Source organism: Bradyrhizobium sp. UFLA05-153 (assembly GCF_054185185.1).
The window spans coordinates 15,058-38,843 of sequence record NZ_JBBIAM010000072.1; the positions used below are offsets into that span (position 1 = coordinate 15,058).

Here is a 23,786-nt window from a genome sequence, read left to right on the forward strand (position 1 = left end):
CCTGATCGGATCAGCGCTTCGTCATCGGCACCACGTTGCTGGCGGCCGGCTTGGCAGGTCCGAATGACGGCAGGGTGGAGCGTGTCAGAGCGTCGCTGTGGTCGAGAATGCTGGCGGCGTAGTGCTTGCGGATTTCCGCCTCGCTGGTGTCGTGCGCCTTGGCGACAACCGATGTTGGCGTGCCCTTGAGCAGCATCCGGGTGATGCTCGTGTGCCTGAAGGCGTACATGCCGTAGACCTGCGGATCGAGGTCGATGGCCTGCAGGACGAGCTTCAGCATGTCCTTGTAGCGGTCATACGGATTTGGGTTGCCTTCGTCCCATGCCTGCCCGTTCTGGCGCACCAGTAGCGGCGCGTGGCTCGGCCGGCCCTTCGCCGCCGCCTTCAACAGCTTCGCCAGCTCCGGCGAGATCGCCACCGGATAGCGCTCCAGCTTGCGTTGTCCCGGATGCCGAGTGCCACCTTTTCCGCTTCGCGGCATCATCAGCCTCGGCGATTTCGGGTCGGTGGTGATCAGGTCGCGGATGCGCAAGCGCACCGGCTGTGAGGGCCGCGCACCACTCTCGGCGATGGTATGTGTGAGCAGGCCGAACTGATGATCGAGCCGATAGGTCTCGGCGACCCACGCTTGCGCCTTGGCTTCGTCCTCAATGATGACGTTGTTCGCCTCCACCGCGCCCGGCAGCGCCTTCAGCGCCGAGCGCCAGATGTGAGCACGGCTCTTGTCCGCCAGCGTCAACGCGGTCCTGACCGTGCTGATGGTGCGGTTCACGCTCGATGGTGCGAGACCCTTCTTCAAGAGCCCATCGCGCCAGATCGTCAACTCGTCCTCGGTGAACACCGCGACCGGCTTCGACAACTGCGCTTCGGTCAGGTGACAGCGTGCGCGGCGCGAATTGTAGACGTTCGAGCCGCGTCGCAGCAGGTCCGCCTCGTGTATCTTCGTTGCGTCGTCGAGCGTGATCGGCGCGCCATCAGCCACAGGCAACGTATCCGTGCCGGGCTTGCGCCCGGTCATCTGCTGCGCCTTGTTCTTCGCCTGCCAGAAGTTGAGAACCTTCTCGCCGTCCGCCTTCAGGCTGTTGTCATCGGCCTGCCAGAGCGTTTTCTCCCAGCCCTTACCGTCGCTGCCGCCGGAGCGGACCACCCATGAACCGGCACCGCTGAGCGGCTTGCGATAGCCGAGCCATGCCCCGTCCGCGATCTTGATGAAATAGGCACGCGGCTGCGCCGCCAGCTTCAGGCGTGCGGTCGGCGACTGCAGTTGCGTACTGGTGGTCTTGGCTGCCTTCTGCCTTGGCTTGCGCGACACGGTGATACCCCTTCGAGGTCCTAAAAGTCCTAAAACATCTTCAGACATACACCGACAGAGACCGACATTCAACGACATTCTATAAGTGATATCAGTCGCTTACACCGGTCAAATCGGTATCTCGATGGGGCAAACGTAGCCCGGATGGAGCGCAGCGCAATCCGGGATCTTTTTGGTGGCGAGAGTTCCCGGATTTCGCTTCGCAACCTGACGCACATTCGGTGTCATCGCCCGACCTCGATCGGGCGATCCGGTATTCCAGAGGCGGTCGAGCCTGAACAATGGGCCGCGGCGTAGTGGTGCCCCGATCAAGCCGGGGCATGACATCGGAGGATGCGGCTACACCCGGAAATGCTTGCTCAGCTTCAGGCCCTGCGCCTGGTAGTTCGAGCCGATGCGCTGGCCGTACATTGCGTCGGGCCGCGCCAGCATCTTCTCGTAGACGAGGCGGCCGACGATCTGGCCGTGCTCGAGGATGAAGGGCACTTCGCGCGAGCGCACCTCGAGTACCGCGCGCGCGCCTTGCCCGCCCGCACCGGCATAGCCGAAGCCGGGATCGAAGAAGCCGGCATAGTGCACGCGGAATTCGCCGACCAGAGGATCGAACGGCACCATCTCCGCGGCGTAGTCCGGCGGCACCTGCACGGCTTCCTTGGAGGCGAGGATGTAGAACTCGCCGGGATCGAGAATGAGGCTGCCGTCGGGACGCGCCGAGATCGGCTCCCAGAAATCCTCGACCGCGTAGCCGGCGCGGCGATCGACGTCGACGACGCCGGTGTGTCGTTTGGCGCGATAGCCGACGAAGCCGCCGCCCTTCTCGCCGGAGAGATCGACAGAGACGGCGACACCGCCGGTGAGATCGGCCTCGTCGATATCGACGAGACGCTCGGTCGCATGCAGCGCCTCGAGCTGGTCAATGTTGAGGATGGCATCGCCGGTGCGGAAGCGCACCTGCGATAGCCGCGAGCCTTCGCTCACCAGCACCGGAAACGTTTTTGGGCTGATCTCGGCATAGAGCGGGCCATGATAGCCCGCGCCGATCATGTCGAAGCGGCGGGTGCCGTCGGCGATCACGCGGGTAAAGACGTCGAGCCGGCCGGTCGAGCTCTTCGGATTGGCGGCCGCGACGATCTCCGGCGGCAGCGCGAGGCTCTCTAGCAGCGGCACGATGTAGACGCAATTGGTCTCCAGCACCGCGCCGTCGGCAAGGCTGAACTCATGCAGCTTCAGCTCATCGATGCGCTCGGCGACGGTCGCGCCCGGCCCGGGCAGGAAGCTCGCGCGGACGCGGTAGGCGATATCGCCGAGACGCAAATCGAGGCTCGCCGGCTGGATCTGGCTTTCGACGAAGTCGTAGGCGGGCAGGATGAGCCCGTCATCCGCCATCGCCGCGATCATGCGGTCGGGCAGAATACCATTGGCGTCGGCGGCGACCGTGAACGTCAACCGGTGGTCCTCATCTCGGGTCAAACGCATCCAAAAATGCGGAAAAACGAACCTTTTACCGCTATCCGATGGATGCCTTGACGAAAAGGGCATGGCGGAATATGAGCATGACTTATCCCGTGGTGATTTGAGCCGGCCGGCTTGCAGCCACGTTAAATAAATCGCTAAACAGGCCGGGGACCTCTGTGATCCCGGCCAGTGGAGATATCCAGGCCGGTTTTTTTTGTGACCATTTGCAAGTGGTCACGTTGGAGGTCCTATGTCGAAGTCCCCGGCGTCCGCCGCGCAATACCGTCCCGAAACCCGCCTGGTCCATTCCGGCACCCTGCGCTCGCAATATGGCGAGACGTCCGAGGCGTTGTTCCTGACCCAGGGCTACGTCTACGCGAGCGCCGAGGAATGCGAGGCGCGGTTCAAGGGCGAAGATCCCGGCTTCATCTATTCGCGCTATTCCAACCCGACGATCGCGATGTTCGAGCAGCGCATGATCGAGCTCGAAGGCGCCGAAGCCGCCCGCTCGGCAGCGACCGGCATGGCCGCGGTGACAACCGCGATCCTGGCGCCCTTGAAGTCTGGCGATCACGTGGTGGCATCAAAGGCGCTGTTCGGCTCGTGCCTCTACGTGGTGCAGGATCTGTTGCCGCGCTACGGCATCGAGACCACGCTGGTCGATGGTCTGGATCTCGACCAGTGGCAGCGCGCGGTCAAGCCGAACACCAAGACGTTCTTCCTGGAGAGCCCGACCAATCCGACGCTCGACGTGCTCGACATCCCGGCCATCGCCGAGATCGCGCACAAGGGCGGCGCACGGCTCGTTGTCGACAACGTGTTCGCCACCCCGATCTGGCAGAGCCCGCTCGCGCTCGGTGCCGATGTCGTGGTCTATTCCGCGACCAAGCATATCGACGGCCAGGGTCGGTGCCTGGGGGGCGTCATCCTGTCGTCGGAAGCCTTCATCGCCGAGCACATCCACAATTTCATGCGCCAGACCGGGCCGTCGATCTCGCCGTTCAACGCCTGGGTTTTGCTCAAGGGGCTGGAGACGCTCGGCGTGCGCGTGCGTGCGCAGACCGACACCGCGGCCCGCGTTGCCGAGGTGCTCGCGAGCCATCCAAAGATCTCGCGGCTGGTCTATCCCGGCCGCGCCGATCATCCGCAGGCGGCGCTGGTGAAGAAGCAGATGCGCGGCGGCTCGACGCTGGTCGGCTTCGAGGTCAAGGGCGGCAAGCAGGCGGCATTCCGCGTGCTCAATGCGCTTAAGCTGGCGAAGATTTCGAACAATCTCGGCGACGCCAAGAGTCTGGTGACGCATCCGGCGACCACGACGCATCAGCGCCTGAAGCCGGAAGACCGCGCTGCGCTCGGCATCAGCGAGGGCTTTATACGCTTCTCCGTGGGGCTCGAGCATGCCGATGATCTGATCGAGGATCTCACCGCGGCGCTGGAGAAGGCGTAACCACGCACTCGAAATCGTAGGGTGGGCAAAGCGAAGCGTGCCCACCACTTCTGCCGACGTTTGAGTTAGATAAAGTGGTGGGCACGGCGCTAACGCGCCTTTGCCCACCCTACGGCAGCTACATCGGCCTATACGTCCGCACGTCGGCAGGCACGTTGACCCCTAACTTGATCTGGCCGACGGAGCGGATGATGTCGTCGCCGAGGAGCTGCGCGAAGCAGGCGTAGCCCCAATCATTCATGTGCAGGCCGTCGGAGATCACGAAACTCTCGACCGGAATGGCCTGCTTCTCGTGCCAGTCGCGCATCACCTCGAAGCGCGGGAAGATCCCGACGTGGCGGAGCTCGGCGACACGGCCGAGCAGCTTCACCATCTTGCCGGCGCTCTCGGGGCGCTCGGTGACGCGCGGCGAATATTGCGGATCGACCAGCACGATGTCGGCATCGCCGGCCGCCTGGATGCGCGTGATGCCGTCCTCGACGAGCTTTGCGGTGTCGCCCGGATCGAGGTTGCGCAGCACCGCATTGGTGCCGACCTGCCAGATCACGAGGTCCGGATGCACGTCGATCACCTCCTTCTGGAGGCGCTTCATCATCTCGGGCGCGTCCTCGCCGCCGACACCGGCGTTGATGACGGTGATGTCGGCAGTCGGATATTGCCGGCGAAGCTGTCCGGCGAGGCGGTTCGGATAGTTGAAATCGGGCGAGCTCGCACCGAAGCCCGCCGTCGACGACGATCCGAACGCGACGATCACGACCGGCTTGCCGGCGACCAGCTTGCCCGCGACATGCGGCAGCGAGCCCATCGATTTCGCGCTGCCCTTGTTCGCGCTGCCCTTGGGCGGCAGGCACGGCACGCGGCTAAAGATGTCGCCGGCGGATTTGGCGACCTGCTTGACCCTGTCAATGGCCCGCGCGGTGAGGCCGCGCTGCTCGGGAAAGTCTTGCTGGCTGGTCGCGGGGGTCGTGATCTGCGGTGCGGGCGCCGGACCAGCGGCCTGTGGGGCCGTCGGCGCGACCGCCACGGCCTGCGCGTGGGCGGGTGACAGCGCCACAGGCATCAGCAGCGCGGCCGCTATGGGCGCAGCCAGCCATGCCGTCAGGCCAAAAGGGCGGAAAGAACTCATTTACGCTGAACCTCAATTTTGCTGCTGGGCCGGACCCAGATGGGCGGCATCGACGACGAACTGCGCCAGCGCCCGGCCAAGGCAATCATGGACCTGTTTCGCCAACTCCGGTCCACGCGACGAATTGAACAGGTCGAACTGCCCCTGATCATTCCATTGACGCATGATCGCGAAACGGTCGAACAGCGGAATATCATGCTCCTGCGCGACCACGCGCATATTATCTAGGTAGGGCGGCACCGAGATCATGGTTTCGGTCCGCGGGCTATACTGCAAGTTCATCAATATAACGTCGGCCCCAGCGTTTTGCAGCGCAGTAACGCCATCCGTGACGGCACCGCGGAACTCATCGGGATCGATGGATCGGATAGCATCCACGGTCCCGGTCTGCCAGATGACCAAAGTAGGCCTTTTCGCTTCCATAAGCTTAACGAAGGTGGATGCGGCCTCTTCTGCGGTCTTCTTGCTCTGTAGTTCTACGGAGACGTGCACCGGTTCCGACGGCAGCTTCTCCTTCAGGATCGCCTGCAGCCGGGCCGGATAGGAGCTCTCTTCCGACGACGGGATGGTGGTCGACCGGCTGCCGACGACCAGGATTTCGAGCGGCTTTTCGCTCTTCACGGCCTCGGCGACCTTCGGGAGCTGGCTTTCGGTGGCGAGCAGATAGGACGGCACCTCGCAGGCCGCAGGCCCTGCGGGAGCTTGAGGCGCAGCATTATCCTCGGCGCGCGCGGAAGGCGCGGCGAGCACACCGCATAGCAGGATCAGGCTCCGGAGAACCTTCGCCTTCATCAGCCCCCTCCCGCCAGATCGGCGTTGCCGACGGCGTTTTTGGTTTTCGAACCGCTCTTGTCAGCCACCTGCTTGTACCACGAAATCACCCAGGCCATGGCCCACATGATCAGGATTCCGCAGAGACTAATCAGCGCATGCATGCCCGGGCCACCGGACACCTCGGCCAGGATGAAATGGCCGGCAAAGGCCAGGAACACGCCGAGGCAGAAGATCTCCAGCGAATGCTGGCCGCAGAGGATCAACGGCCTCAGGAGAGGCGATTTCAGGCCCGGCCAGTCCCGCGGCAGGAAGCGCACGGTGAGCGCGGCCAGCGCCAGGAAATGCGTGAAGCGCAGCACGTCCAGATCGGTCTTGTCGATCGGATACATCCACTGCTCGATCCGCTTCGGCATGAAGTGGGAGAGCTGCGGCACGTACCAGGTCAACGTCACGTAGAACGCCGCGGCCAGATAGGCGATCGAGATCCACATCGTCACGGGTGATGCCAGGATCCGTGACATGCGCCGTGCACCTCCGAGCGCACACCAGGCACCGAACACGAACAGCAATTGCCAGGCCAGCGGGTTGAACGCCCAGAAGCCGTTCGGATAGGCCGAAAAATAGAGATCGAACTCCCAAGTCACCACGTAGAGCACGACCGACAGGCCGAGCGTGAGATCCGGCTTCCATTTCATCAGCCAGAGGATCAGCGGCAGCGCCAGCATCAACACGATGTAGAGCGGCAGCACGTCCATGTTGACGGGCCGGAAGCGCAGCAGCAGCGCCTGCACGATGGTGACGTCGGGCTGCTTGAGGAAATCCATGATGCCCATCTCTTCCGTGTAGAGCGGGTTCTCGAAGCTGGTCGCGACATAGGAGATTTCCGCGAGGAAGATCGTGAACAGGAAGACGTGGGCGACATAGATCTGCCAAACCCGACGCAGGATCCGCGCCGTGGCGATGACGACGCCTGAGTCCAGCATCGCGCGGCCGTAGACGAAGGCCGCGGTGTAGCCGGAGATGAAGATGAAGATCTCGGTGGCGTCGCTGAAGCCGTAGTTGCGGATGGTGAACCAGGTCAGCAGATTTGGCGGCAAGTGGTCGATGAAGATCAGCCACAACGCCAGCCCGCGGAAAAGGTCGAGGCGAAGCTCGCGCTCGCCGATGACGGGCAGCGTGATGGCGGGCGCCGCCGCGCGCGGCTTCGCCTCCACGGTGGACTTGGCATCCGCGGTTCCGGCGACCGGTGATCCCGTCACTTGGTCGGCAATGGTCATCGGGCCAAAACCCTTGCGCAAATCGCAGCGTTTGAGGAGTGTACCGGGCCGGTGGCCTGCTCGCAAAGCGATCGGATCACATTGGGGTGTAACTACGGTGCCAATTCGGGCGGCACGATGTCGCTGACGCCGCGAGCCACGATTGGTTCCCGGCAAGCTTTTCGTTATGATGGCAGCCATGTACCGTGCCGTGACCCGCCAGATCGAAGTGACCGTCGAGCCGAACTTTGTCCCGGAGCAGTCGTCGGCCGAGCGCTCGCGCTACTTCTGGTCCTACACCATCGTGATCACCAATTCCGGCGACGAGACCGTGCAGCTCAAGACGCGGCACTGGATCATCACCGACGCGACGGGGCGGCAGCAGGAGGTTAAAGGCGAAGGCGTGATCGGCGAGCAGCCGATCCTCGCGCCCGGCGAGCGCTACGAATACACCTCCGGCGTCCCGCTCTCGACCGCCTCGGGCTTCATGACCGGCCGCTACCAGATGGTCAACGAAAGCGGCGAGCGATTTGAGATCGACGTGCCGACGTTCTCGCTGGACAGCCCGGACGGCGGCAAGCGGGTGTTGAATTGAGGGGCGGCGAGCTGCGGTATCGCGACTGTAGCTGCCGTAGGGTGGGCAAAGCGAAGCGTGCCCACCATCTCTCCAATCATGCGACAGAAGTTGATGGGCACGCTTCGCTTTGCCCACCTACGATTTCCGAGCGCTTGGCTACGCGTTTTCCACGCCCGCCTCGTGCGGCGTGAATTGATACACCGAGCTGCAGAACTCGCAGGTCACGACGACCTTGTCGTCCTTGACCATCGCGGCACGATCATCCGGCGAAAAGCTCTTCAGCATCGCTGCCACCGCATCGCGCGAGCAGGAACATTCCGCCTTCAGACCGTGCGGCTTGAACACGCGCACGCCGCGCTCGTGGAAGAGGCGGTACAACAGCCGCTCGCCGGAGAGATCGGGATCGATCAGCTCGACGTCCTCGGCCGTGCCGATCAGCGAGCGCGCCTCGACCCAGGCATCGTCCTCGGCGACGGTATGCGGCGTGGTGCCTTCGGGCGCGTCACCGGGATGCAGGTCGGCCTGTCGCGCGCGCTCCGGCGCCTTCGGCAAGAACTGCATCAAGAGACCACCGGCGCGCCAGCGGTGCTTGCCGCCGTCGCTCGAGCGCCATTCCTCGCCGACGGCGAGGCGCACCTGGGTCGGGATCTGCTCCGAGCGCAGGAAGTACTCATGCGCGGCGTCTTCCAGGCTGCCGCCGTCGAGCGCGACGAGGCCCTGGTAGCGGCTCATATCCGCGCCCTGGTCGATGGTCATGGCGAGATGGCCGCGACCGAGCAGCGAGCCGGAGTCCTTCGCCTCGCCGAGCCGCGAGGCGTCGTAGCGGGCATAGGCGCGCAGGCGGTCGGGTGCCTTGAAGTCGACCACCAGGAATGACACCGGGCCGTCAGTCTGCGCCTGAAGAATGAAGCGACCTTCGAATTTCACCGCCGAGCCGAGCAGCGTCGTCAGCACGATGGCCTCGCCAAGCAGCTTGCCGACCGGCGCGGGATAATCGTGCTTGGTGAGGATATCGTCGAGCGTGGGCCCGAGCCGGGTCAAGCGCCCGCGCACGTCGAGCGCATCGACCTCGAAGGGCAGCACGGCATCGTCGACGGGAACGGAAGACGGCGCGCGAACCGGGCTTTCGGGCCCGGCTTTGATGTCAGGGGATTGGGAGACCATGGCGCTCTATCTGGGGTCGGAGGAGGTGAAATGGAAGGGGTGACGAGACGCTCCGTTTCGGATGCAGAATGGATCGTACACAGCACACCATATTCGGTGTCGTCCCCGATCTGCGCTCCGCTTCGCTGCGCTTGTCCGAGACGACGACCAACGTTAGGGCGAAAGCAGCGCCACGCCGCCATCGCCACGGCACTGTCGTCCGCCAGGACGACGATCCAAACCTACTTCACCGCGTCAAAGCACCAGGCCAAAATGCCCTTCTGCGCGTGCAGGCGGTTTTCGGCCTCGTCGAACACGACGGATTGCGGGCCGTCGATCACCTCGTCGGTAACCTCCTCGCCGCGATGGGCGGGCAGGCAGTGCATGAACAGCGCATCGGGCTTGGCGAGCGACATCAGCTTGGCGTTGACTTGGTAGGGCTTGAGCACGTTGTGGCGGCGCTCGCCTTCCTTGTCGCCCATCGAGACCCAGGTATCGGTGACGACGCAATCGGCGCCGCGCACCGCGGCTTCCGGATCGGTACCCAGCATGATCGGAGCGCCCGTCGCCTTCACCCAGTCGCGCATGGCCTTTTTCGGCGCGAGCTCCGGCGGGGTCGCGACATTGAGGTTGAACTTGAAGCGCTCGGCGGCATGCGCCCAGGAGGCGAGAACGTTGTTGTCGTCGCCGGTCCAGGCCACCGTCTTTCCTTCGATCGGCCCCCGATGCTCCTCATAGGTCATGAGGTCGGCCATCACCTGGCAGGGATGCGAACGCCGCGTCAGCCCGTTGATGACGGGCACGGTCGCATTCGCCGCGAGCTCGAGCAGCGCATCGTGATTGAGGATGCGGATCATGATGGCATCGACATAGCGCGACAGCACGCGCGCGGTGTCGGCGATGGTCTCGCCGCGGCCGAGCTGCATCTCGGCGCCGGTGAGCATGATGGGCTCGCCGCCGAGCTGGCGCATGGCGACATCGAACGACACCCGCGTCCGCGTCGACGGACGCTCGAAGATCATCGCCAGCGTCTTGCCTTCGAGCGGCTTGACCGGCTGATGCGCCTTCTGCTTCGCCTTCATGGCGGAGGAAGCGGCGAGCATGCTCTTGAGCTCCGACAGCGGCAGCTCGTTGATGTCCAGGAAGTGCTTGGGCGTCTTGCTCATCAGCCTGCCGCCCGTGCCTTGAGATTTGATTCGATCGCCGTGCAGGCGCGCTCGAGCCGCGCGACGCCCTCCTCGATCTCCGCCTCGGTGACGATCAAAGGCGGCAGGAAGCGCACCACATTGTCGCCGGCGCCGACGGTGAGCAGCTTTTCGTTGCGCAGCGCGGTGGCGAGATCGCCGGAGGGCACGACGGCCTTGAGGCCGATCAAAAGCCCCTCGCCGCGCACCTCGCTGACGACATCGGGATGGCGGTCGATCACGGAGGCCAGCTTCTGCTTGAGCAGCAGCGACATCTTCTGCACGTGATCGAAGAAACCGGGCTTGAGCATGACGTCGAGCACGGCGTTCGCCGCGGACACGGCGAGCGGATTGCCGCCGAAGGTCGAGCCGTGCGAGCCAGGCGTCATGCCTGAGGCGGCTTCGGCGGTCGCAAGGCACGCGCCGATCGGAAAGCCGCCGCCGAGTGCCTTCGCAAGCGACATCACGTCGGGAGTCACGCCGAGACGGCGATGGGCAAAGAGATCGCCGGTGCGGCCCATGCCGGTCTGCACCTCGTCGAAGGCAAGCAGAAGACCATGCTCGTCGCAGAGCTGGCGCAGCGCGCGATAGAAGGCGGGAGGAGCCGAGCGTACGCCGCCCTCGCCCTGGATCGGCTCGATCAGGATGCCTGCAGTCTGTGGGCCGATCGCCTTCTTGACGGCTTCGAGGTCGCCATGCGGCACCTGGTCAAAGCCGTCGAGCTGCGGGCCGAAACCTTCGAGATATTTTGCCGAGCCGGTCGCCGCGAGCGTTGCCAGCGTGCGGCCATGGAAGGCGCCCTCGAAAGTGATCATGCGGTAGCGCTCGGGATGGCCCTTGGAGGCGTGATAGCGGCGCACCACTTTGATTACGCATTCCATCGCCTCGGCGCCCGAATTGCAGAAGAACACGAAGTCCGCAAAGCTCTCGTTGCAGAGCCTGACTGCCAGCTTCTCGCCGTCCGGGCTCTGGAACAGGTTCGACATGTGCCAGAGCTTCGTGGCCTGCTCCTGCAAGGCCTTGACCAAAGCGGGATGTGCATGGCCCAGCGCATTCACGGCGACACCCGAGGTGAAATCGAGATAGCGCTCGCCATTGGTCGCGACCAGCCAGCAGCCTTCGCCGCGCTCGAAGCCGAGCTCGGCCCTGGCGAAAACGGGAAGCAAATGCGTCGCGGCGCTTTTGGTCATGACGGTCACTTGAATGTTGAGGCTGGCTCACGAGACTGCCTTGCGCAGCGCATCGTTGACCTGCCCGGAAAACGAAACGTGCCGCCTTTTAAGGGCGGCACGTGTCACCATTTTATGCTTGGAAAAACCGCTGTCAATGCCGCCAGAAGGCCCTGCAAGGCGTGCGGCCGTAGTCTTGCGGTGGCATTTTTGAGTTCTTTTAGCGACGGAACATGTGGACGCGGAGCCGCAGACTCTTGCGCGGGAGTCACGCCATATTGTAGCGTTTCCCCTGTCAGATACGACATCTCGTGCAGCAGTTCTGATCCTCTTAGTCCTCATGTACCGGCGTAGCGTTCAGGTGCGTTTTCGCGCCCGGCGAGCCTTAAGGGATTCTGGCGGCACGGGTTTTTCGAGGCTTAGACATCGCCACGCGGCCCCAAGGGATTGGCAGGCGCGCGGCGAGGGGAAGGGTGCAATGACGGTTTTGACCTGGTCCGACGATCGCGTCGAGCAATTGAAAAAGCTCTGGGAAGCCGGGCTTTCGGCCAGCCAGATCGCTGCCGAACTCGGGAATGTGACCCGCAACGCCGTAATCGGCAAGGTGCACCGGCTGGGCCTGTCCGGCCGCGCCAAGAGCCCGTCCTCGGCGGCTCCCCGGCCGCGCAAGGCGCGCCCGGCGCAGCACATGATGCGGGTGAGCCGCCCGATCTCGCGCGGCAACACCGCCCTCGCCCAGGCCTTCGAGGTCGAGGTCGAGCCCGATCCGATCACCTATGACAATGTCGTTCCGATGAGCCAGCGCCTGTCGCTGCTCGAGCTCAACGAGGCGACCTGCCACTGGCCGGTCGGCGATCCCTCGAGCCCGGATTTCTTCTTCTGCGGCGGCAAGTCGCTCTCGGGCCTGCCCTACTGCGCACAGCACTCGCGCGTCGCCTACCAGCCGGCCGCCGACCGCCGCCGCGCACCGGCCAAGCCCGGCACGCGCTGAGTTCAGCCACAAACGACAACGTCCCGGTGCAAGGCCGGGACGCTTGATCGAGAAACGTCAGCACGCCATCCGGCGCGCTTTTTTACGTCTGCTCCGCCTTCGCGAAACGATCATCCAGCGCGTAGCCGGCGCCACGGACGGTGCGGATCGGGTCCTGCTCGCGACCGAGATTGAGCAGCTTGCGCAGGCGGCCGATGTGGACGTCGACGGTGCGCTCGTCGATATAGATGTCGCGGCCCCAGACGCTGTCGAGCAGCTGCTCGCGCGAGAACACCCGGCCGGGATGCTCCAGGAAGAACTCCAGGAGGCGATATTCGGTCGGGCCGAGGTCGATCGGCCGACCGGAGCGCGCCACGCGGCGCTTCTCGCGGTCGAGCTCGATGTCGCCAAAGGCGAGTATGGTCGCGAGCCGCTCGGGGCTTGCACGCCGGAGCAGGCCTTTCACGCGCGCGAGCAATTCGGGCACCGAGAACGGCTTGACGATGTAGTCGTCGGCGCCGGTCGCAAGCCCGCGCACCCGCTCGCTCTCCTCACCGCGCGCGGTGAGCATGATGATCGGCAGCTGCTTGGTCTCGGGCCTGGCGCGAAGCCTGCGGCACAGCTCGATGCCGGACAGTCCCGGCAGCATCCAGTCGAGCACGATCAGGTCGGGAATGTGCTCCTTGAGGCGGGTGTCGGCGTCGTCGCCGCGCATCACCGTCTCGACATCGTAGCCGTCGCCTTCGAGGTTGTAGCGCAACAACTCGGTCAGCGCTTCCTCGTCCTCAACAACCAGAATGCGTGCGCCCATAGCGTCGTCGCTCCTTAAGTGTTCGGCACGGTCGTGGCGAAGGTCGTCATATCGCCCTTCGGCCGCTTGTCCGCGATGGCCTGACCTTCGATCATGTAGAAGACGGTCTCGGCGATGTTGGTCGCATGGTCGCCGATCCGCTCGATGTTCTTGGCGCAGAACATCAAATGGATGCAGAACGAGATGTTGCGCGGATCCTCCATCATGTAGGTGAGGAGCTCGCGGAACAGCGAGGTGCAGATCGCGTCGACCTCCTCGTCGCCCTTCCACACCATCATCGCAGCCGGCAGGTCATGCGCGGCATAGGCGTCCAGCACCGACTTGACCTGCTGCTGCACGAGGTCGGTCATGTGTTCCAGGCCGCGGAACAGCTTCAGCGGATGGAAATCAGTCTCCAGCGCGGCGACGCGCTTGCCCATGTTCTTGGCGAGGTCGCCGATCCGCTCCAGATCGGTCGCAACGCGCATGGCGCCGACGATCTCGCGCAGGTCGACCGCCATCGGCTGCCGGCGTGCGATCGTGAGCACGGCGCGCTCCTCGATCTTCTTCTGGAGCGCGTCGATCTCGGCGTCGGTCGCCACCACGCGCTGGCCGAGCGCGACGTCACGGCGGATCAGCGCATCGACGGAATCGACGATCATGCGCTCGGCAAGGCCGCCCATCTCCGCAACGAGTCGCGTGAGCTCCTGGAGGTCGGTGTCGAAGGCCTTTGCGGTATGTTCAGAAGCCATTTCCTGTCTCCTCAGCCGAAGCGGCCGGTGATGTAGTCCTGGGTGCGCCGGTCGCTGGGCGACGTGAAGATCTTGCTGGTCTCGTCGAACTCGATCAACTCGCCAAGATACATGAAGGCGGTCTTGTCGGAGACGCGCGCCGCCTGCTGCATGTTGTGGGTGACGATCGCGATCGTGTAGTTCTCTGCGAGCTCCTGGATAAGCTCCTCGACCTTGGCGGTCGAGATCGGATCGAGCGCCGAGCAGGGCTCGTCGAACAGGATCACCTCAGGACGCACCGCAACGGTGCGGGCGATACAGAGACGCTGCTGCTGGCCGCCGGAGAGCGACAGGCCGGAGGCGTTGAGCTTGTCCTTGACCTCGTTCCACAGCGCGCCGCCGCGCAGCGCCTTCTCGACCCGGTCGTCCATCTCGGACTTGGAGATCTTCTCATAGAGGCGGATGCCGAAGGCGATGTTCTCGTAGATCGTCATCGGGAACGGCGTCGGCTTCTGGAACACCATGCCGACGCGAGCGCGCAGCAGATTGAGGTCGAGCTTGGTGTCGAGGATGTTGGTCTGGTCGAGCATGAGCTGACCGGTGGCGCGCTGGCCCGGATAGAGATCGTACATCCGGTTGAAGATGCGCAGCAGGGTCGACTTGCCGCAGCCCGACGGACCGATGAACGCCGTAACGCGGTTGGTGCCGAGCGTCAGGTTGATGTTCTTCAGCGCGTGGTGCTCGCCGTAATAGAAATTGAGGTTGCGCACCGTCACCTTGGCCGGAGCCTCAGGCAGCGTCGGCGACGCCTGACGTCCGGTGGAACTTACGGAAACGGACAGATCGCTCATTTTGCAGTCCTCTCGGCGCCAAGAATGCGCGCGCCAATGTTCAGGGCAAGCACGGTCAGGGTGATCAGCAGCGCCCCGCTCCAGGCCAGCTGCTTCCAGTAGGCGTAGGGGCTCTGCACGAAATTGTTGATGGTGACCGGCAGATTCGCCATCGTCTTGTTCAGGCTGAGGCTGAAGAACTGGTTCGACAAGGCGGTGAACAGCAGCGGCGCGGTCTCACCGGCAACGCGGGCGGTCGCGAGCAGCACACCGGTGATGAGGCCGGAGCGCGCCGCGCGGTAGGCGATCCGCTTGATCACCAGCGAGCGCGGCAGGCCGAGCGCGGAGGCCGCTTCGCGCAGCGCGTTCGGCACCAGCAGCAGCATGTCCTCGGTCGTGCGCAGCACCACCGGGATCACGATGACGGCCAGCGCGAGGGAGCCGGCGATCGCGGAGAAGCCGCGCATCGGCACCACCACCGCGCCATAGATGAACAGGCCGATGATGATCGAGGGCGCGCTGAGCAGGATGTCGTTGATGAAGCGGATCACCGAGGTCAGCTTGTCGTTGCGGCCGTACTCGGCGAGATAGGTGCCGGCGAACAGGCCGAGCGGCGCGCCGATGCCGACGCCGATCACGGTCATGATGATCGAACCGATGATGGCATTGCGCAGGCCGCCTTCGGTCGAGCCCGGAGGCGGAGTGTCCGCGACGAAGAGCTGAAGGTTCAGACCGGTGAGGCCGTTGTAGAGCAGCGTGATCAGGATCAGCGCGAGCCAGGTCACACCGAAGGCGGCGGCTGCGATGCAGAGCCCGCGGATCACGATGTCCTTGCGGCGGCGGCGTGCGTAGATCGGGTTCATGGCGTCACTTCCCCGCCTTCTGTTCCAGCCGCAGCAGCATCAGCCGCGCACCGGCCAGCACGAAGAACGTGAGTACGAACAGCAGGAGGCCGAGCAGGATCAGGCCGGACTGGTGCAGGCCGTCGCTTTCGGCGAACTCGGATGCGATCGCCGCTGAGATCGTGGTGCCCGGCGCGAAGATCGAGGAGGAGATACGGAAGGAGTTGCCGATGATGAAGGTCACCGCCATGGTCTCGCCGAGCGCGCGGCCGAGTGCCAGCATGACCCCGCCGATGATGCCGACACGCGTATAGGGGATCACCACGCTGCGCACGACCTCCCAGGTGGTGCAGCCGACGCCATAGGCGGCTTCCTTCAGGACCGGCGGCACGGTCTTGAACACGTCGACCGAGATCGAGGTGATGAAGGGCAGCACCATGATCGCCAGGATCAGCGAGGCGTTGAACAGGCTGAGATAGGACGGCGGGCCGGCGAAGATCGCGCCCAGCACGGGAACGCCGTCGAACAGCTTGATCATGAAGGGCTGGAATGTGTTGGCCAGGAACGGACCCAGCACAAAGAAACCCCACATGCCGTAGATGATCGAGGGAATGCCGGCGAGCAGCTCGACCGCCATGCCGATCGGGCGGCGCAGCCATTGCGGGCAGAGCTCGGTGAGGAAGATCGCAATCCCGAGCCCAACGGGGATGGCGATCAGCATCGCGATGAAGGAGGTAACGAGCGTGCCGTACATCGGCCCGAGTGCGCCGAGCACGGGCGGATCGGCCGAGGGCGCCCAGCGCTGCGTCCACAGGAACGAAAGGCCGTATTCCCTGATCGCCGGGAAGGCGCCGACGATCAGCGACAGGATGATGCCCCCTAAGATCAGGAGCACCGAGATCGCGCTGAGCCGCGTGATCCAGTAGAAGGTCATGTCGCCGAGCTTGAACGCGCTCAAGGCCTTGGCGCGGTCATATGGTCCGGCGTCGTCGACGATATCGCTCTGAACGGCCATCTCTGCCACGCCGATCCCCTGCACCAATTTAGTTGCGCCTGTTGTCGGTCTCGTGCCCCGGATGCGGCGCAGCGCGAAGCGGTGCGACGCTGATCCGGGGCCGAAGTTGTGATGGTCCCGGCTCAGCGGCGCGGCATTTCATGCCGCACCGCGTCCGGGACACAAGCATCTCAGCTCTTGATCTCGGCAGCCCAGGTCTTCTCGATCAGCTGGACGACGCTGTCCGGCATCGGGATGTAGTCGAGCTCCTCGGCCGCCTTGCCGCCGTTCTTGAAGGCCCAGCGGAAGAACTTGATGGCTTCCTGCGAGGCCGCCTTGTCGGTCGCATCCTTGTGCATGAGGATGAAGGTCGCCGCGGTGATCGGCCAGGACTTGTCGCCGGGCTGGTCGGTCAGGATCACGTAATAGCCGGGCGCCTTGGACCAGTCGGCGTTGGACGCGGCCGCCTGGAACGCCTCGACGGTCGGCTGCACCGGCTTGCCGGCCTTGTTGACGAGACCGGTGTAGGTCAGCTTGTTCTGCTTGGCATAGGCGTACTCGACATAGCCGATCGAGTTCTTGGTCTGGCTGATGTTGCCGGACACGCCTTCGTTGCCCTTGGCGCCGACGCCGACCGGCCATTCGACGGCAGTGCCCTCGCCGACCTTGCTCTTCCAGTCCGCGCTGGCCTTGGAGAGATAGTTGGTGAAGTTGAAGGTGGTGCCCGAACCGTCGGAGCGGCGCACGACCGTGATCGCCTCGGAGGGCAGCTTCACGTTCGGATTGAGCTTCTTGATGGCCGGATCATCCCACTTGGTGATCTTGCCGAGATAGACGCTGGCGAGCGTCTCGCCGTCGAACACCAGTTCGCCGGCCTTCACGCCCTCGATGTTGACCACGGGAACGATGGCGCCCATGACCATCGGCCACTGCGCGAGACCGTCCTTGTCGAGTTGCTCTGCCTTGAGCGGAGCGTCGGTCGCGCCGAAGGTCACCGTCTTGGCCTGGATCTGCTTGATGCCGCCGCCGGAGCCGATCGACTGGTAGTTCAGACCGTTGCCGGTCTCCTTCTTGTAGGCGTCAGCCCACTTCGAATAGATCGGGAACGGGAAGGTCGCACCGGCGCCGGTGATATCGGCAGCGAAGGCCGACGTCGATGCGGCCACCAGGCCAGCAGCGACGATAGTTTTGATGAAATTCATGCTGGTCTCCATAGGGGGAGCGAAGCGCCATGCGCGCCCGATCGCGCTCCCGCGCCGCCCCTTTAGGAGCGGTCGGTAGTGCTTTTACGAAGGTTTCGTGACAGTCGGATGACAGGTTTAAGCTACTGAAATAACTTTGATTTCAGCTCGAAGCCGGGGGCTTCGCCTGGGGAAAACAGGCGGTGAAAGTGGCGCCCTGTTTGAGCACGCTTTCGATCAAAAGCCGGCCGCGATGCCGGTTAACAATATGTTTCACCAGCGATAATCCGAGGCCCGTCCCGCCCTGCGAGCGGCTGTCGCCGACGTCAACCCGATAGAAGCGCTCGGTCAGCCGCGGCAGGTGTTCCGGTGCAATCCCGGGCCCGAAGTCGCGCACCATGACGCGGATCTCCGGCGAGCCGTCGGCCGCAGTGACCATGGTGAGCGAGACGATCACCCGCCCGCCCGAGGCGCCGTATTTCAGCGCATTCTCGATCAGGTTCTCGAACAGGCGCAACAGCTCCTCGCGGTCGCCCGCGATCATCACCGCCGTCTCCGGCAGATCGATCTCGACGTCCACCTGCCGCTCGCGCGCCAGCGGTTCGAGCCCGTCGGCGACCTGGCGGATGATCGGCACGACATCGACCAGCGTGTCGGGCCGCACATGCGCCGACAATTCCACCCGCGACAGCGACAGCAGATCGTCGATCAGCCGCGCCATGCGCGTCGCCTGGGTGTGCATGATGCCGAGGAAGCGCTCGCGCGCCTTGGGATCGTCCTTGGCCTGGCCCTGGAGCGTGTCGATGAAGCCGGAGAGCGCGGCCAGCGGCGTGCGCAGCTCGTGGCTGGCATTGGCGACGAAATCGGCGCGCATCTCCTCGACCCGGCGCAGCGGCGTCTGGTCATGGAAGGTCATCAACATGCATTTGTCGGCGCCGCCGAACGTGGTCGGCACCGGGACCGGCGTGATGATCAGCTCCATCCAGCGATCGACCGGAACGTGATCGAGATAATCGGCGCGGCGTGGCTCGGATGTAGCGATCGCCTCGCGCAGCGCAGTGATGATCTCGGGCGAGCGCAACGCGAACTGGGCGAGCTCGTTCTTGCGCAGCGCCGGCGCAAGCTGGGCTGCGGCGGCATTGAGATGGATGACGCGCCCGGCGCGGTCGAGCAGCACGGCCGGGTCCGGCATGCCCGAGACCACCGCGGCTACCGCTGCGCTTTCGACCGGGTTGATGCGGCGGACGTCGTCGCGCGAGGCTGCGGTATCGTGCAGTCGCCAGGGGATCAGCGCCGCGGCCGCGATGCAGAGGAAGACCGCGACCGCCCGCGTCACCGACAATTCCCCGAGCGAGACCACCACCGACAGCGCCAGCGCCGCCGCGATCAGGATGATCGCAGAATGCCGCAGCCGGTCGGACCAGGGCTGGACCGAGGGAGAAGGGTGGGCGTCGATCGCCATCGGGGCAGGCTTCTCCTTAGGAGTTGTCGGCCGGTCAGGCGCTCTTGTCGCTGCGCTCTCTCACATAAGCGGCTTCGCGCGCAGGGCCGGGATCGAGCTTGAGGGCCGCCTGTTGCAGGCGTTTGGATCGGGCGCCGATAATAACCTCTCGAAACGTCAGCAAGATTACAGATATGACAAAGGGCGAAAGATAATAGAGGACGCGGAACAGGAGCATTCCCCCAAGGAGCTCCTCACGGTCCATCTGCCACAACCCGACCAGCATGGCCGCATCGAACACGCCGAGCCCGCCGGGAGAGTGGCTGGCGAAGCCGAGCAGCGTGGCGGACACGAAGATCACCGCGACCACGACGAAGCCGAGATTGGGCTCGTCCGGAACCAGCACGTACATCGCGAGCGCGCAGAAGCCGAGATCGACGATGCCGATCGCGATCTGGAGCAGCGTCAGCGGCCCGCCCGGCAGCACCACCGTCCAGGGACCACGACCGACCACGCGCGGCTGGGTCCAGACCCAGACGACATAGGCGACCAGCGCGACGATGATCGCCATCGCGACCAGCCGGTTGAGCCAGGGCGGCAGCTGGTCGATCGAGGCCGCGGCTTCGGGGTGATAGCTGATCCCGAGGCCGAGCACCGCGGCGTTGCCGAGCCAGAAGGTCAGGCCGGCGAGGAAGCAGATCTTGGCGACGTCGATCGCATTGAGGCCCCAGGCCGAGTAGATGCGATAGCGCACCGCGCCGCCGGTGAAGACGCTGGCACCGACATTGTGACCGATCGAGTAGCTGGTGAAGGCGGCGAGCGCATTGATGCGGTAGGGAACGTGGGCGTGGCCGATCGCGCGCGTCGCAAACAGATCGTAGAAGGTCAGGGTGAAATAGCCGGCGGCCACGAACAGCGCCGCCATCGCGATCTGGCTCGGCTCGGTGCTCTTGATCGCCTCGACCACCTCGTTGAAGTCGATGCCGCGCAGCATGTGGTAAAGCACGTAGCAAGCGATGCCGATGACCGTCACGCTGATCACGACGCCAAGCTTATGCAGGATTTGCTTCTGGCGCAGCAACGTCATCGCCCTGCGTATGGCTTCCAGCATCTAGACCTCGAACTACGCTTCCGCGGCCGTGGCGGCCGCGAAGTGGCAAACGAACAGGCAGTCGGCGAACCCTTGGCGCCGGCTCCAGTTTCGCGCTTGCCCCCCACCCCTCCAGTAGCGCGTTTTGAGCCGGAGTGGAATTCGCCAATAAGCACAAAAACGCGTTTCTTCAATATTTTAGGCGGGTACCCGCGTTTGCCCTGCACCGTTTGGTTCTTTTCCGCGACGGCCGTTGCCGAATCTCTATCGCGATCCTGCGTACGGGCCGTGAAGTTTTGATGATCTCGCCCGGGGCAATGTTCCACCGCGGCTTAAGCCGGCGTCAATCTTCGGGCCTTCGATCGGCGGCGGAAAGGCAAGGCGGGACGCAGTTTTGGCATGCACCGAAGCGCCGTGGCCGTGTGCGGCGCCCAAGGCGCAGCCACTGGGACAGTCAACGCGCCTTGCGGATAGGCAGGGGTGCAAGCGCAAAGCTCAGGCCGCGGGTGCGCTGCGCGAGACGACCCAGTTGCGCAGGCAGGCGCCAATGGTGCAGCCGACGAGATAGCAGCCGAACATGACAAGGCCGAGGTCGAGCCAGTAGCCGAAACGGCCGGGGACCACGCGGGCGAGCGAGACCGCGACCAACGCGGCCACGAGGACCGCAAGCCAGCGGGCCAGCACCTTCGAGGTGCCGCTACCGCGCTGGACCACCGAGATCCATCCCATCGCCAGCCCGAGCAGCAGCGATCCGACCAGCCAACCCCAATGGAACGACAGCAGAAAGGACATGTCATCTCACCAGAAATTCGATGCGGCGGTTTTGCGCCTTGCCTTCGTCGGTATCGTTGCCGGCGACCGGCTGCGTGCTGCCATAGCCGACCGCCGTGAAGCGATCGGCCGGAAGGCCCGCCTTGACCAGATAGTCGATCACGGCCTGGGCGCGCTTCTCCGACAGCGCCTGGTTGAAGGCGTCCTCGCCGTCGGAATCGGTGTGGCCGGCGACCTCGATGATGGCGTTCGGGCAGCGCAGCGCCGTTTCGATGAGGTGATCGAGCAGGCCTGCGGAATCCGGGTCGATCGTGGCGCGCTTCGGCTCGAAGCGGATCTTGCCCTTGGTCAGGAGCTCGGAGAACAACTGCTGACAGACCGTGCCGTCGACCGGACCTGCGGCAGGCTTCACCGTGATTTCCGGCTTGTACTGCCAGGTCTTGGGAAAATCCTTGCCAAGGCCTGCCCGGATATCGGCGGCCGCGCCCTCATAGAGCGCATCGCCCGACAGCTTGACCTCGCGATCCGTCACAACCAGCGTGCCGGTCGAGAGCCGAGACAATGCGCCAAGCGCGGCGACCACCGAATTGCCGAACGAAGCAGGCGCGCCGACACTGGCCTTGAGATTGTCGACGATCTTCTCGCCGAAGAATTTTCGCCCAGCCGCCGTGGCGATGGCCGCGTGGATGGTGTTGTCGGGCACGTAGCCGGTCAGCGTCACGGTGGCCGCGACCGGATCCTTGTAGGCCTGGAAGATGTAAGGCGGCGCCTTGATGTCGTTGGTCACGACCGAAAAACCCTCCGGCAAATTCTTCAACGCCGCCGCAATGGCTTCGCGGCCGCCGAGCTCGCGCGCCATGCCGGACAGGCTGACGTTGGTATCGGAGATCGTGATCTTGCCGTCCTTGAGCTTGCCGACCTGGTCGAGCAGGAGCATCGCGGCATTCTCGAAGCGCGGCGGCGCGCCGCGCGCCAATCCCATCTGATCGGCGACCTCGATGCCGCCGAGGTCCTTGCGGGCGGCCTCCATCAGCCGGCCCTTGACCCCCGGCAGCGGCGCGCTGCCGGACAGGGTGACCCGGACGACGTCCCGTTCCGCATTCCAGACGAAAGGCTTGGCCTCGGGAACCAGCCGGGTCTGGTCGTCGACCAGGCGCACGCCCGGCACGGTTTCGACCGCCATGACGGCGTCGCGGCGGCCCTCCTCCGAGAACGCTTCGGCGGCAAAACTGACGTCGCGGCCGGCCACCGCGATCCGGGTCTTGTCCAGGACGGTATTTTTCAGGGCGGCGGCGGATCGGGCGGAGAGGTCGGCCTCCAGCGGCAAGGTGTTATTCCAGGCCGCAATTCCCCACATGACGGCCAAGGGGATCAATCCCGGCCACCATTTGCTGGCCCACCTGAAAAGCTTCTGCATTCGACGACCCGAACTCTGGAACCGGAGACAAAACAAACCCTTGGCGGGCTGTCAAACCGGAAATGGCGGCGTTGTGAAGGCTTGGGGTGAGCAACCGGACTAACTTTTTCTTCAAGGGTTCCCCCCTAGGTTGACCGTGGAATGCCGGGGTCAACCAGCCTTCAATGAAACAACTGCGCAACAACGTCATCCGCGTCGGGCTGGAAGCACTCTATTTCAGCGGGGCGCACCACCTGCTGCGGCCGCTGCTCGCCGGCGTCGGCGCGATTTTCATGCTGCACCATGTGCGGCCGCCCCGGGAGGATGCGTTTCAGCCCAATCGGCATCTCGAGGTCACGCCGGACTTCCTGCGCACCACGCTGCGCCATCTGCGTTCGCACGACATCGACATCGTCTCGATGGACGAATTGCATGAGCGGCTGGTGCAGGGCCGGTTCACCCGCCGCTTCGCCGCCTTCACGCTCGACGACGGCTACCGCGACAACCGGGATTTTGCGCTCCCCGTGCTGCGCGAATTCGGCGCACCTTCCACCATCTATGTCGCGACCGATTTCGCCGAGGGCACCGGACGTCTCTGGTGGATCGCGCTCGAGGCCGTCATTGCCAAGGCGAGCCATGTCGAGGTGCAAATCGGCAACGCCGCATTGCGTCTCGATGCCACGACCGCGCCGGCGAAGCAGGCGGCATTCGACCGCCTGCATGACTGGCTGCGCGCGTTGCCGGGCGAGCACGACCTCCAGCGCGAGATCACCACGCTCTGCGCGAGGTATGATGTCGGCATGCCAGCGCTCTGCCGCGACCTCTGCCTGTCCTGGGACGAGCTGAAGGCGCTGGCCGCGGATTCGCAAGTCGCGATCGGCGCCCATACCATCACCCATTGCAATCTCGCCAAGCAGAGCGAGGAGATCGTCGCGCGGGAGATGGCGGCGAGCCGCGTGCGGATCGAGCACGCGCTCGGCCGCCCCGTGCAGCACTTCGCCTATCCCTATGGCGACCGGCATGCCGCGGGGAATCGCGAATTCGCGCTGGCCGCGGCGAGCGGCTTCAAGACCGCCGTGACGACGCGCCCGGGCATGCTGTTCGCCGAGAATGCCGGCCACCCGACCGCACTGCCGCGCGTCTCGCTCAACGGCAATTACCAGGACGCCCGCATCCTGCCAGTGCTGACTTCGGGCGCCGCCACTGCGATGTGGAACGGCTTCCGCCGGTTTGCGGCGGCTTAAATTGATCCAGTTACTCCGACCTCATCCTGAGGAGCGCTCCGAAGGAGCGCGGGTCAGGCAGCT

At 64.6% G+C, this 23,786-nt stretch carries 22 protein-coding genes and 1 riboswitch; of the genes, 4 read left to right on the top strand and 18 right to left on the bottom strand.

The window, feature by feature from the left end; genetic code table 11:
* Positions 1-10: 10 nt before the first annotated feature.
* Together Q2941_RS32595 and Q2941_RS32600 are read right to left on the bottom strand one after the other, a co-directional pair.
* A complete protein-coding gene (locus Q2941_RS32595) occupies positions 11-1,312 on the bottom strand; it encodes a site-specific integrase (protein WP_458194986.1) in 1,302 nt (433 codons plus the stop codon).
* Between the two features lie 339 nt (positions 1,313-1,651).
* A complete protein-coding gene (locus Q2941_RS32600; RefSeq protein ID WP_156944108.1) occupies positions 1,652-2,788 on the bottom strand; it encodes a 2'-deoxycytidine 5'-triphosphate deaminase in 1,137 nt (378 codons plus the stop codon).
* 79 nt (positions 2,789-2,867) lie between these two features.
* Positions 2,868-2,947: riboswitch (SAM riboswitch) on the top strand.
* 70 nt (positions 2,948-3,017) lie between these two features.
* Here Q2941_RS32600 and Q2941_RS32605 point away from each other — a divergent pair.
* Positions 3,018-4,214, top strand: a complete 1,197-nt coding sequence (locus tag Q2941_RS32605; RefSeq protein WP_458194987.1) for an O-succinylhomoserine sulfhydrylase — start codon at positions 3,018-3,020, stop codon at positions 4,212-4,214.
* Positions 4,215-4,332: 118 nt separating this feature from the next.
* Here Q2941_RS32605 and Q2941_RS32610 read toward each other — a convergent pair whose 3' ends face one another.
* From Q2941_RS32610 to Q2941_RS32620, 3 genes are read right to left on the bottom strand one after another with little or no spacing between them, the layout of a single operon-like run.
* Positions 4,333-5,340, bottom strand: a complete 1,008-nt coding sequence (locus tag Q2941_RS32610; protein ID WP_027521507.1) for an SGNH/GDSL hydrolase family protein — start codon at positions 5,338-5,340, stop codon at positions 4,333-4,335.
* 12 nt (positions 5,341-5,352) lie between these two features.
* A complete protein-coding gene (locus Q2941_RS32615; protein ID WP_027521508.1) occupies positions 5,353-6,132 on the bottom strand; it encodes an SGNH/GDSL hydrolase family protein in 780 nt (259 codons plus the stop codon).
* Positions 6,132-7,391 carry an OpgC domain-containing protein gene (locus tag Q2941_RS32620; RefSeq protein WP_027521509.1) on the bottom strand — a complete coding sequence of 420 codons (1,260 nt, stop codon included), beginning with the start codon at positions 7,389-7,391 and terminating at the stop codon, positions 6,132-6,134. The genes Q2941_RS32615 and Q2941_RS32620 overlap by 1 nt, the downstream gene beginning before the upstream one ends.
* A gap of 178 nt (positions 7,392-7,569) precedes the next feature.
* Here Q2941_RS32620 and apaG point away from each other — a divergent pair, with 178 nt between their 5' ends.
* Positions 7,570-7,965: a Co2+/Mg2+ efflux protein ApaG gene (gene apaG, locus Q2941_RS32625; protein WP_027521510.1), complete on the top strand. Its 396-nt coding sequence runs from the start codon at positions 7,570-7,572 to the stop codon at positions 7,963-7,965.
* 138 nt (positions 7,966-8,103) lie between these two features.
* Here the strand turns inward: apaG and Q2941_RS32630 are convergent, their stop codons facing one another.
* The 3 genes from Q2941_RS32630 to Q2941_RS32640 form a co-directional block, all read right to left on the bottom strand.
* Positions 8,104-9,111, bottom strand: a complete 1,008-nt coding sequence (locus tag Q2941_RS32630) for an Hsp33 family molecular chaperone (RefSeq protein WP_027521511.1) — start codon at positions 9,109-9,111, stop codon at positions 8,104-8,106.
* A gap of 221 nt (positions 9,112-9,332) precedes the next feature.
* On the bottom strand, positions 9,333-10,256 hold the full coding sequence (argF, locus tag Q2941_RS32635) for an ornithine carbamoyltransferase (protein ID WP_027521512.1): 924 nt from the start codon (positions 10,254-10,256) through the stop codon (positions 9,333-9,335).
* The gene (locus Q2941_RS32640) at positions 10,256-11,464 is read right to left on the bottom strand and encodes an aspartate aminotransferase family protein (RefSeq protein ID WP_458194988.1); all 1,209 of its coding nucleotides are present in this window, start codon (positions 11,462-11,464) and stop codon (positions 10,256-10,258) included. The genes argF and Q2941_RS32640 overlap by 1 nt, the downstream gene beginning before the upstream one ends.
* Positions 11,465-11,921: 457 nt before the next feature.
* On the opposite strand from Q2941_RS32640, the gene Q2941_RS32645 reads away from it, so the two are divergent.
* On the top strand, positions 11,922-12,434 hold the full coding sequence (locus Q2941_RS32645) for a GcrA family cell cycle regulator (RefSeq protein ID WP_027521514.1): 513 nt from the start codon (positions 11,922-11,924) through the stop codon (positions 12,432-12,434).
* Between the two features lie 82 nt (positions 12,435-12,516).
* Here Q2941_RS32645 and phoB read toward each other — a convergent pair whose 3' ends face one another.
* The 10 genes from phoB to Q2941_RS32695 form a co-directional block, all read right to left on the bottom strand.
* Positions 12,517-13,224, bottom strand: a complete 708-nt coding sequence (gene phoB, locus Q2941_RS32650) for a phosphate regulon transcriptional regulator PhoB (RefSeq protein WP_027521515.1) — start codon at positions 13,222-13,224, stop codon at positions 12,517-12,519.
* Positions 13,225-13,238: 14 nt separating this feature from the next.
* Positions 13,239-13,955 carry a phosphate signaling complex protein PhoU gene (phoU, locus tag Q2941_RS32655; protein WP_027521516.1) on the bottom strand — a complete coding sequence of 239 codons (717 nt, stop codon included), beginning with the start codon at positions 13,953-13,955 and terminating at the stop codon, positions 13,239-13,241.
* Between the two features lie 11 nt (positions 13,956-13,966).
* A complete protein-coding gene (gene pstB, locus Q2941_RS32660; RefSeq protein WP_027521517.1) occupies positions 13,967-14,785 on the bottom strand; it encodes a phosphate ABC transporter ATP-binding protein PstB in 819 nt (272 codons plus the stop codon).
* Complete coding sequence (gene pstA, locus Q2941_RS32665) at positions 14,782-15,627, bottom strand: phosphate ABC transporter permease PstA (RefSeq protein ID WP_027521518.1); 846 nt, start codon at positions 15,625-15,627, stop codon at positions 14,782-14,784. Before pstA ends, pstB begins: the two co-directional genes overlap by 4 nt.
* Before the next feature lie 4 nt (positions 15,628-15,631).
* The gene (gene pstC / locus Q2941_RS32670) at positions 15,632-16,621 is read right to left on the bottom strand and encodes a phosphate ABC transporter permease subunit PstC (protein ID WP_027521519.1); all 990 of its coding nucleotides are present in this window, start codon (positions 16,619-16,621) and stop codon (positions 15,632-15,634) included.
* A gap of 170 nt (positions 16,622-16,791) precedes the next feature.
* The gene (pstS, locus tag Q2941_RS32675) at positions 16,792-17,802 is read right to left on the bottom strand and encodes a phosphate ABC transporter substrate-binding protein PstS (RefSeq protein ID WP_027521520.1); all 1,011 of its coding nucleotides are present in this window, start codon (positions 17,800-17,802) and stop codon (positions 16,792-16,794) included.
* A gap of 142 nt (positions 17,803-17,944) precedes the next feature.
* On the bottom strand, positions 17,945-19,243 hold the full coding sequence (locus tag Q2941_RS32680) for an ATP-binding protein (RefSeq protein ID WP_027521521.1): 1,299 nt from the start codon (positions 19,241-19,243) through the stop codon (positions 17,945-17,947).
* Positions 19,244-19,277: 34 nt separating this feature from the next.
* Positions 19,278-20,333 (bottom strand): putative bifunctional lysylphosphatidylglycerol flippase/synthetase, encoded by a 1,056-nt coding sequence (locus Q2941_RS32685; protein WP_027521522.1) that lies wholly within the window; start codon positions 20,331-20,333, stop codon positions 19,278-19,280.
* Positions 20,334-20,807: 474 nt separating this feature from the next.
* Complete coding sequence (locus tag Q2941_RS32690; protein WP_027521523.1) at positions 20,808-21,104, bottom strand: hypothetical protein; 297 nt, start codon at positions 21,102-21,104, stop codon at positions 20,808-20,810.
* Between the two features lies 1 nt (position 21,105).
* Complete coding sequence (locus tag Q2941_RS32695) at positions 21,106-22,500, bottom strand: OmpA family protein (RefSeq protein WP_458194989.1); 1,395 nt, start codon at positions 22,498-22,500, stop codon at positions 21,106-21,108.
* A 164-nt stretch (positions 22,501-22,664) separates the two neighbouring features.
* On the opposite strand from Q2941_RS32695, the gene Q2941_RS32700 reads away from it, so the two are divergent.
* On the top strand, positions 22,665-23,723 hold the full coding sequence (locus Q2941_RS32700; protein ID WP_254109285.1) for a polysaccharide deacetylase family protein: 1,059 nt from the start codon (positions 22,665-22,667) through the stop codon (positions 23,721-23,723).
* The last annotated feature ends 63 nt before the right edge of the window (positions 23,724-23,786 follow it).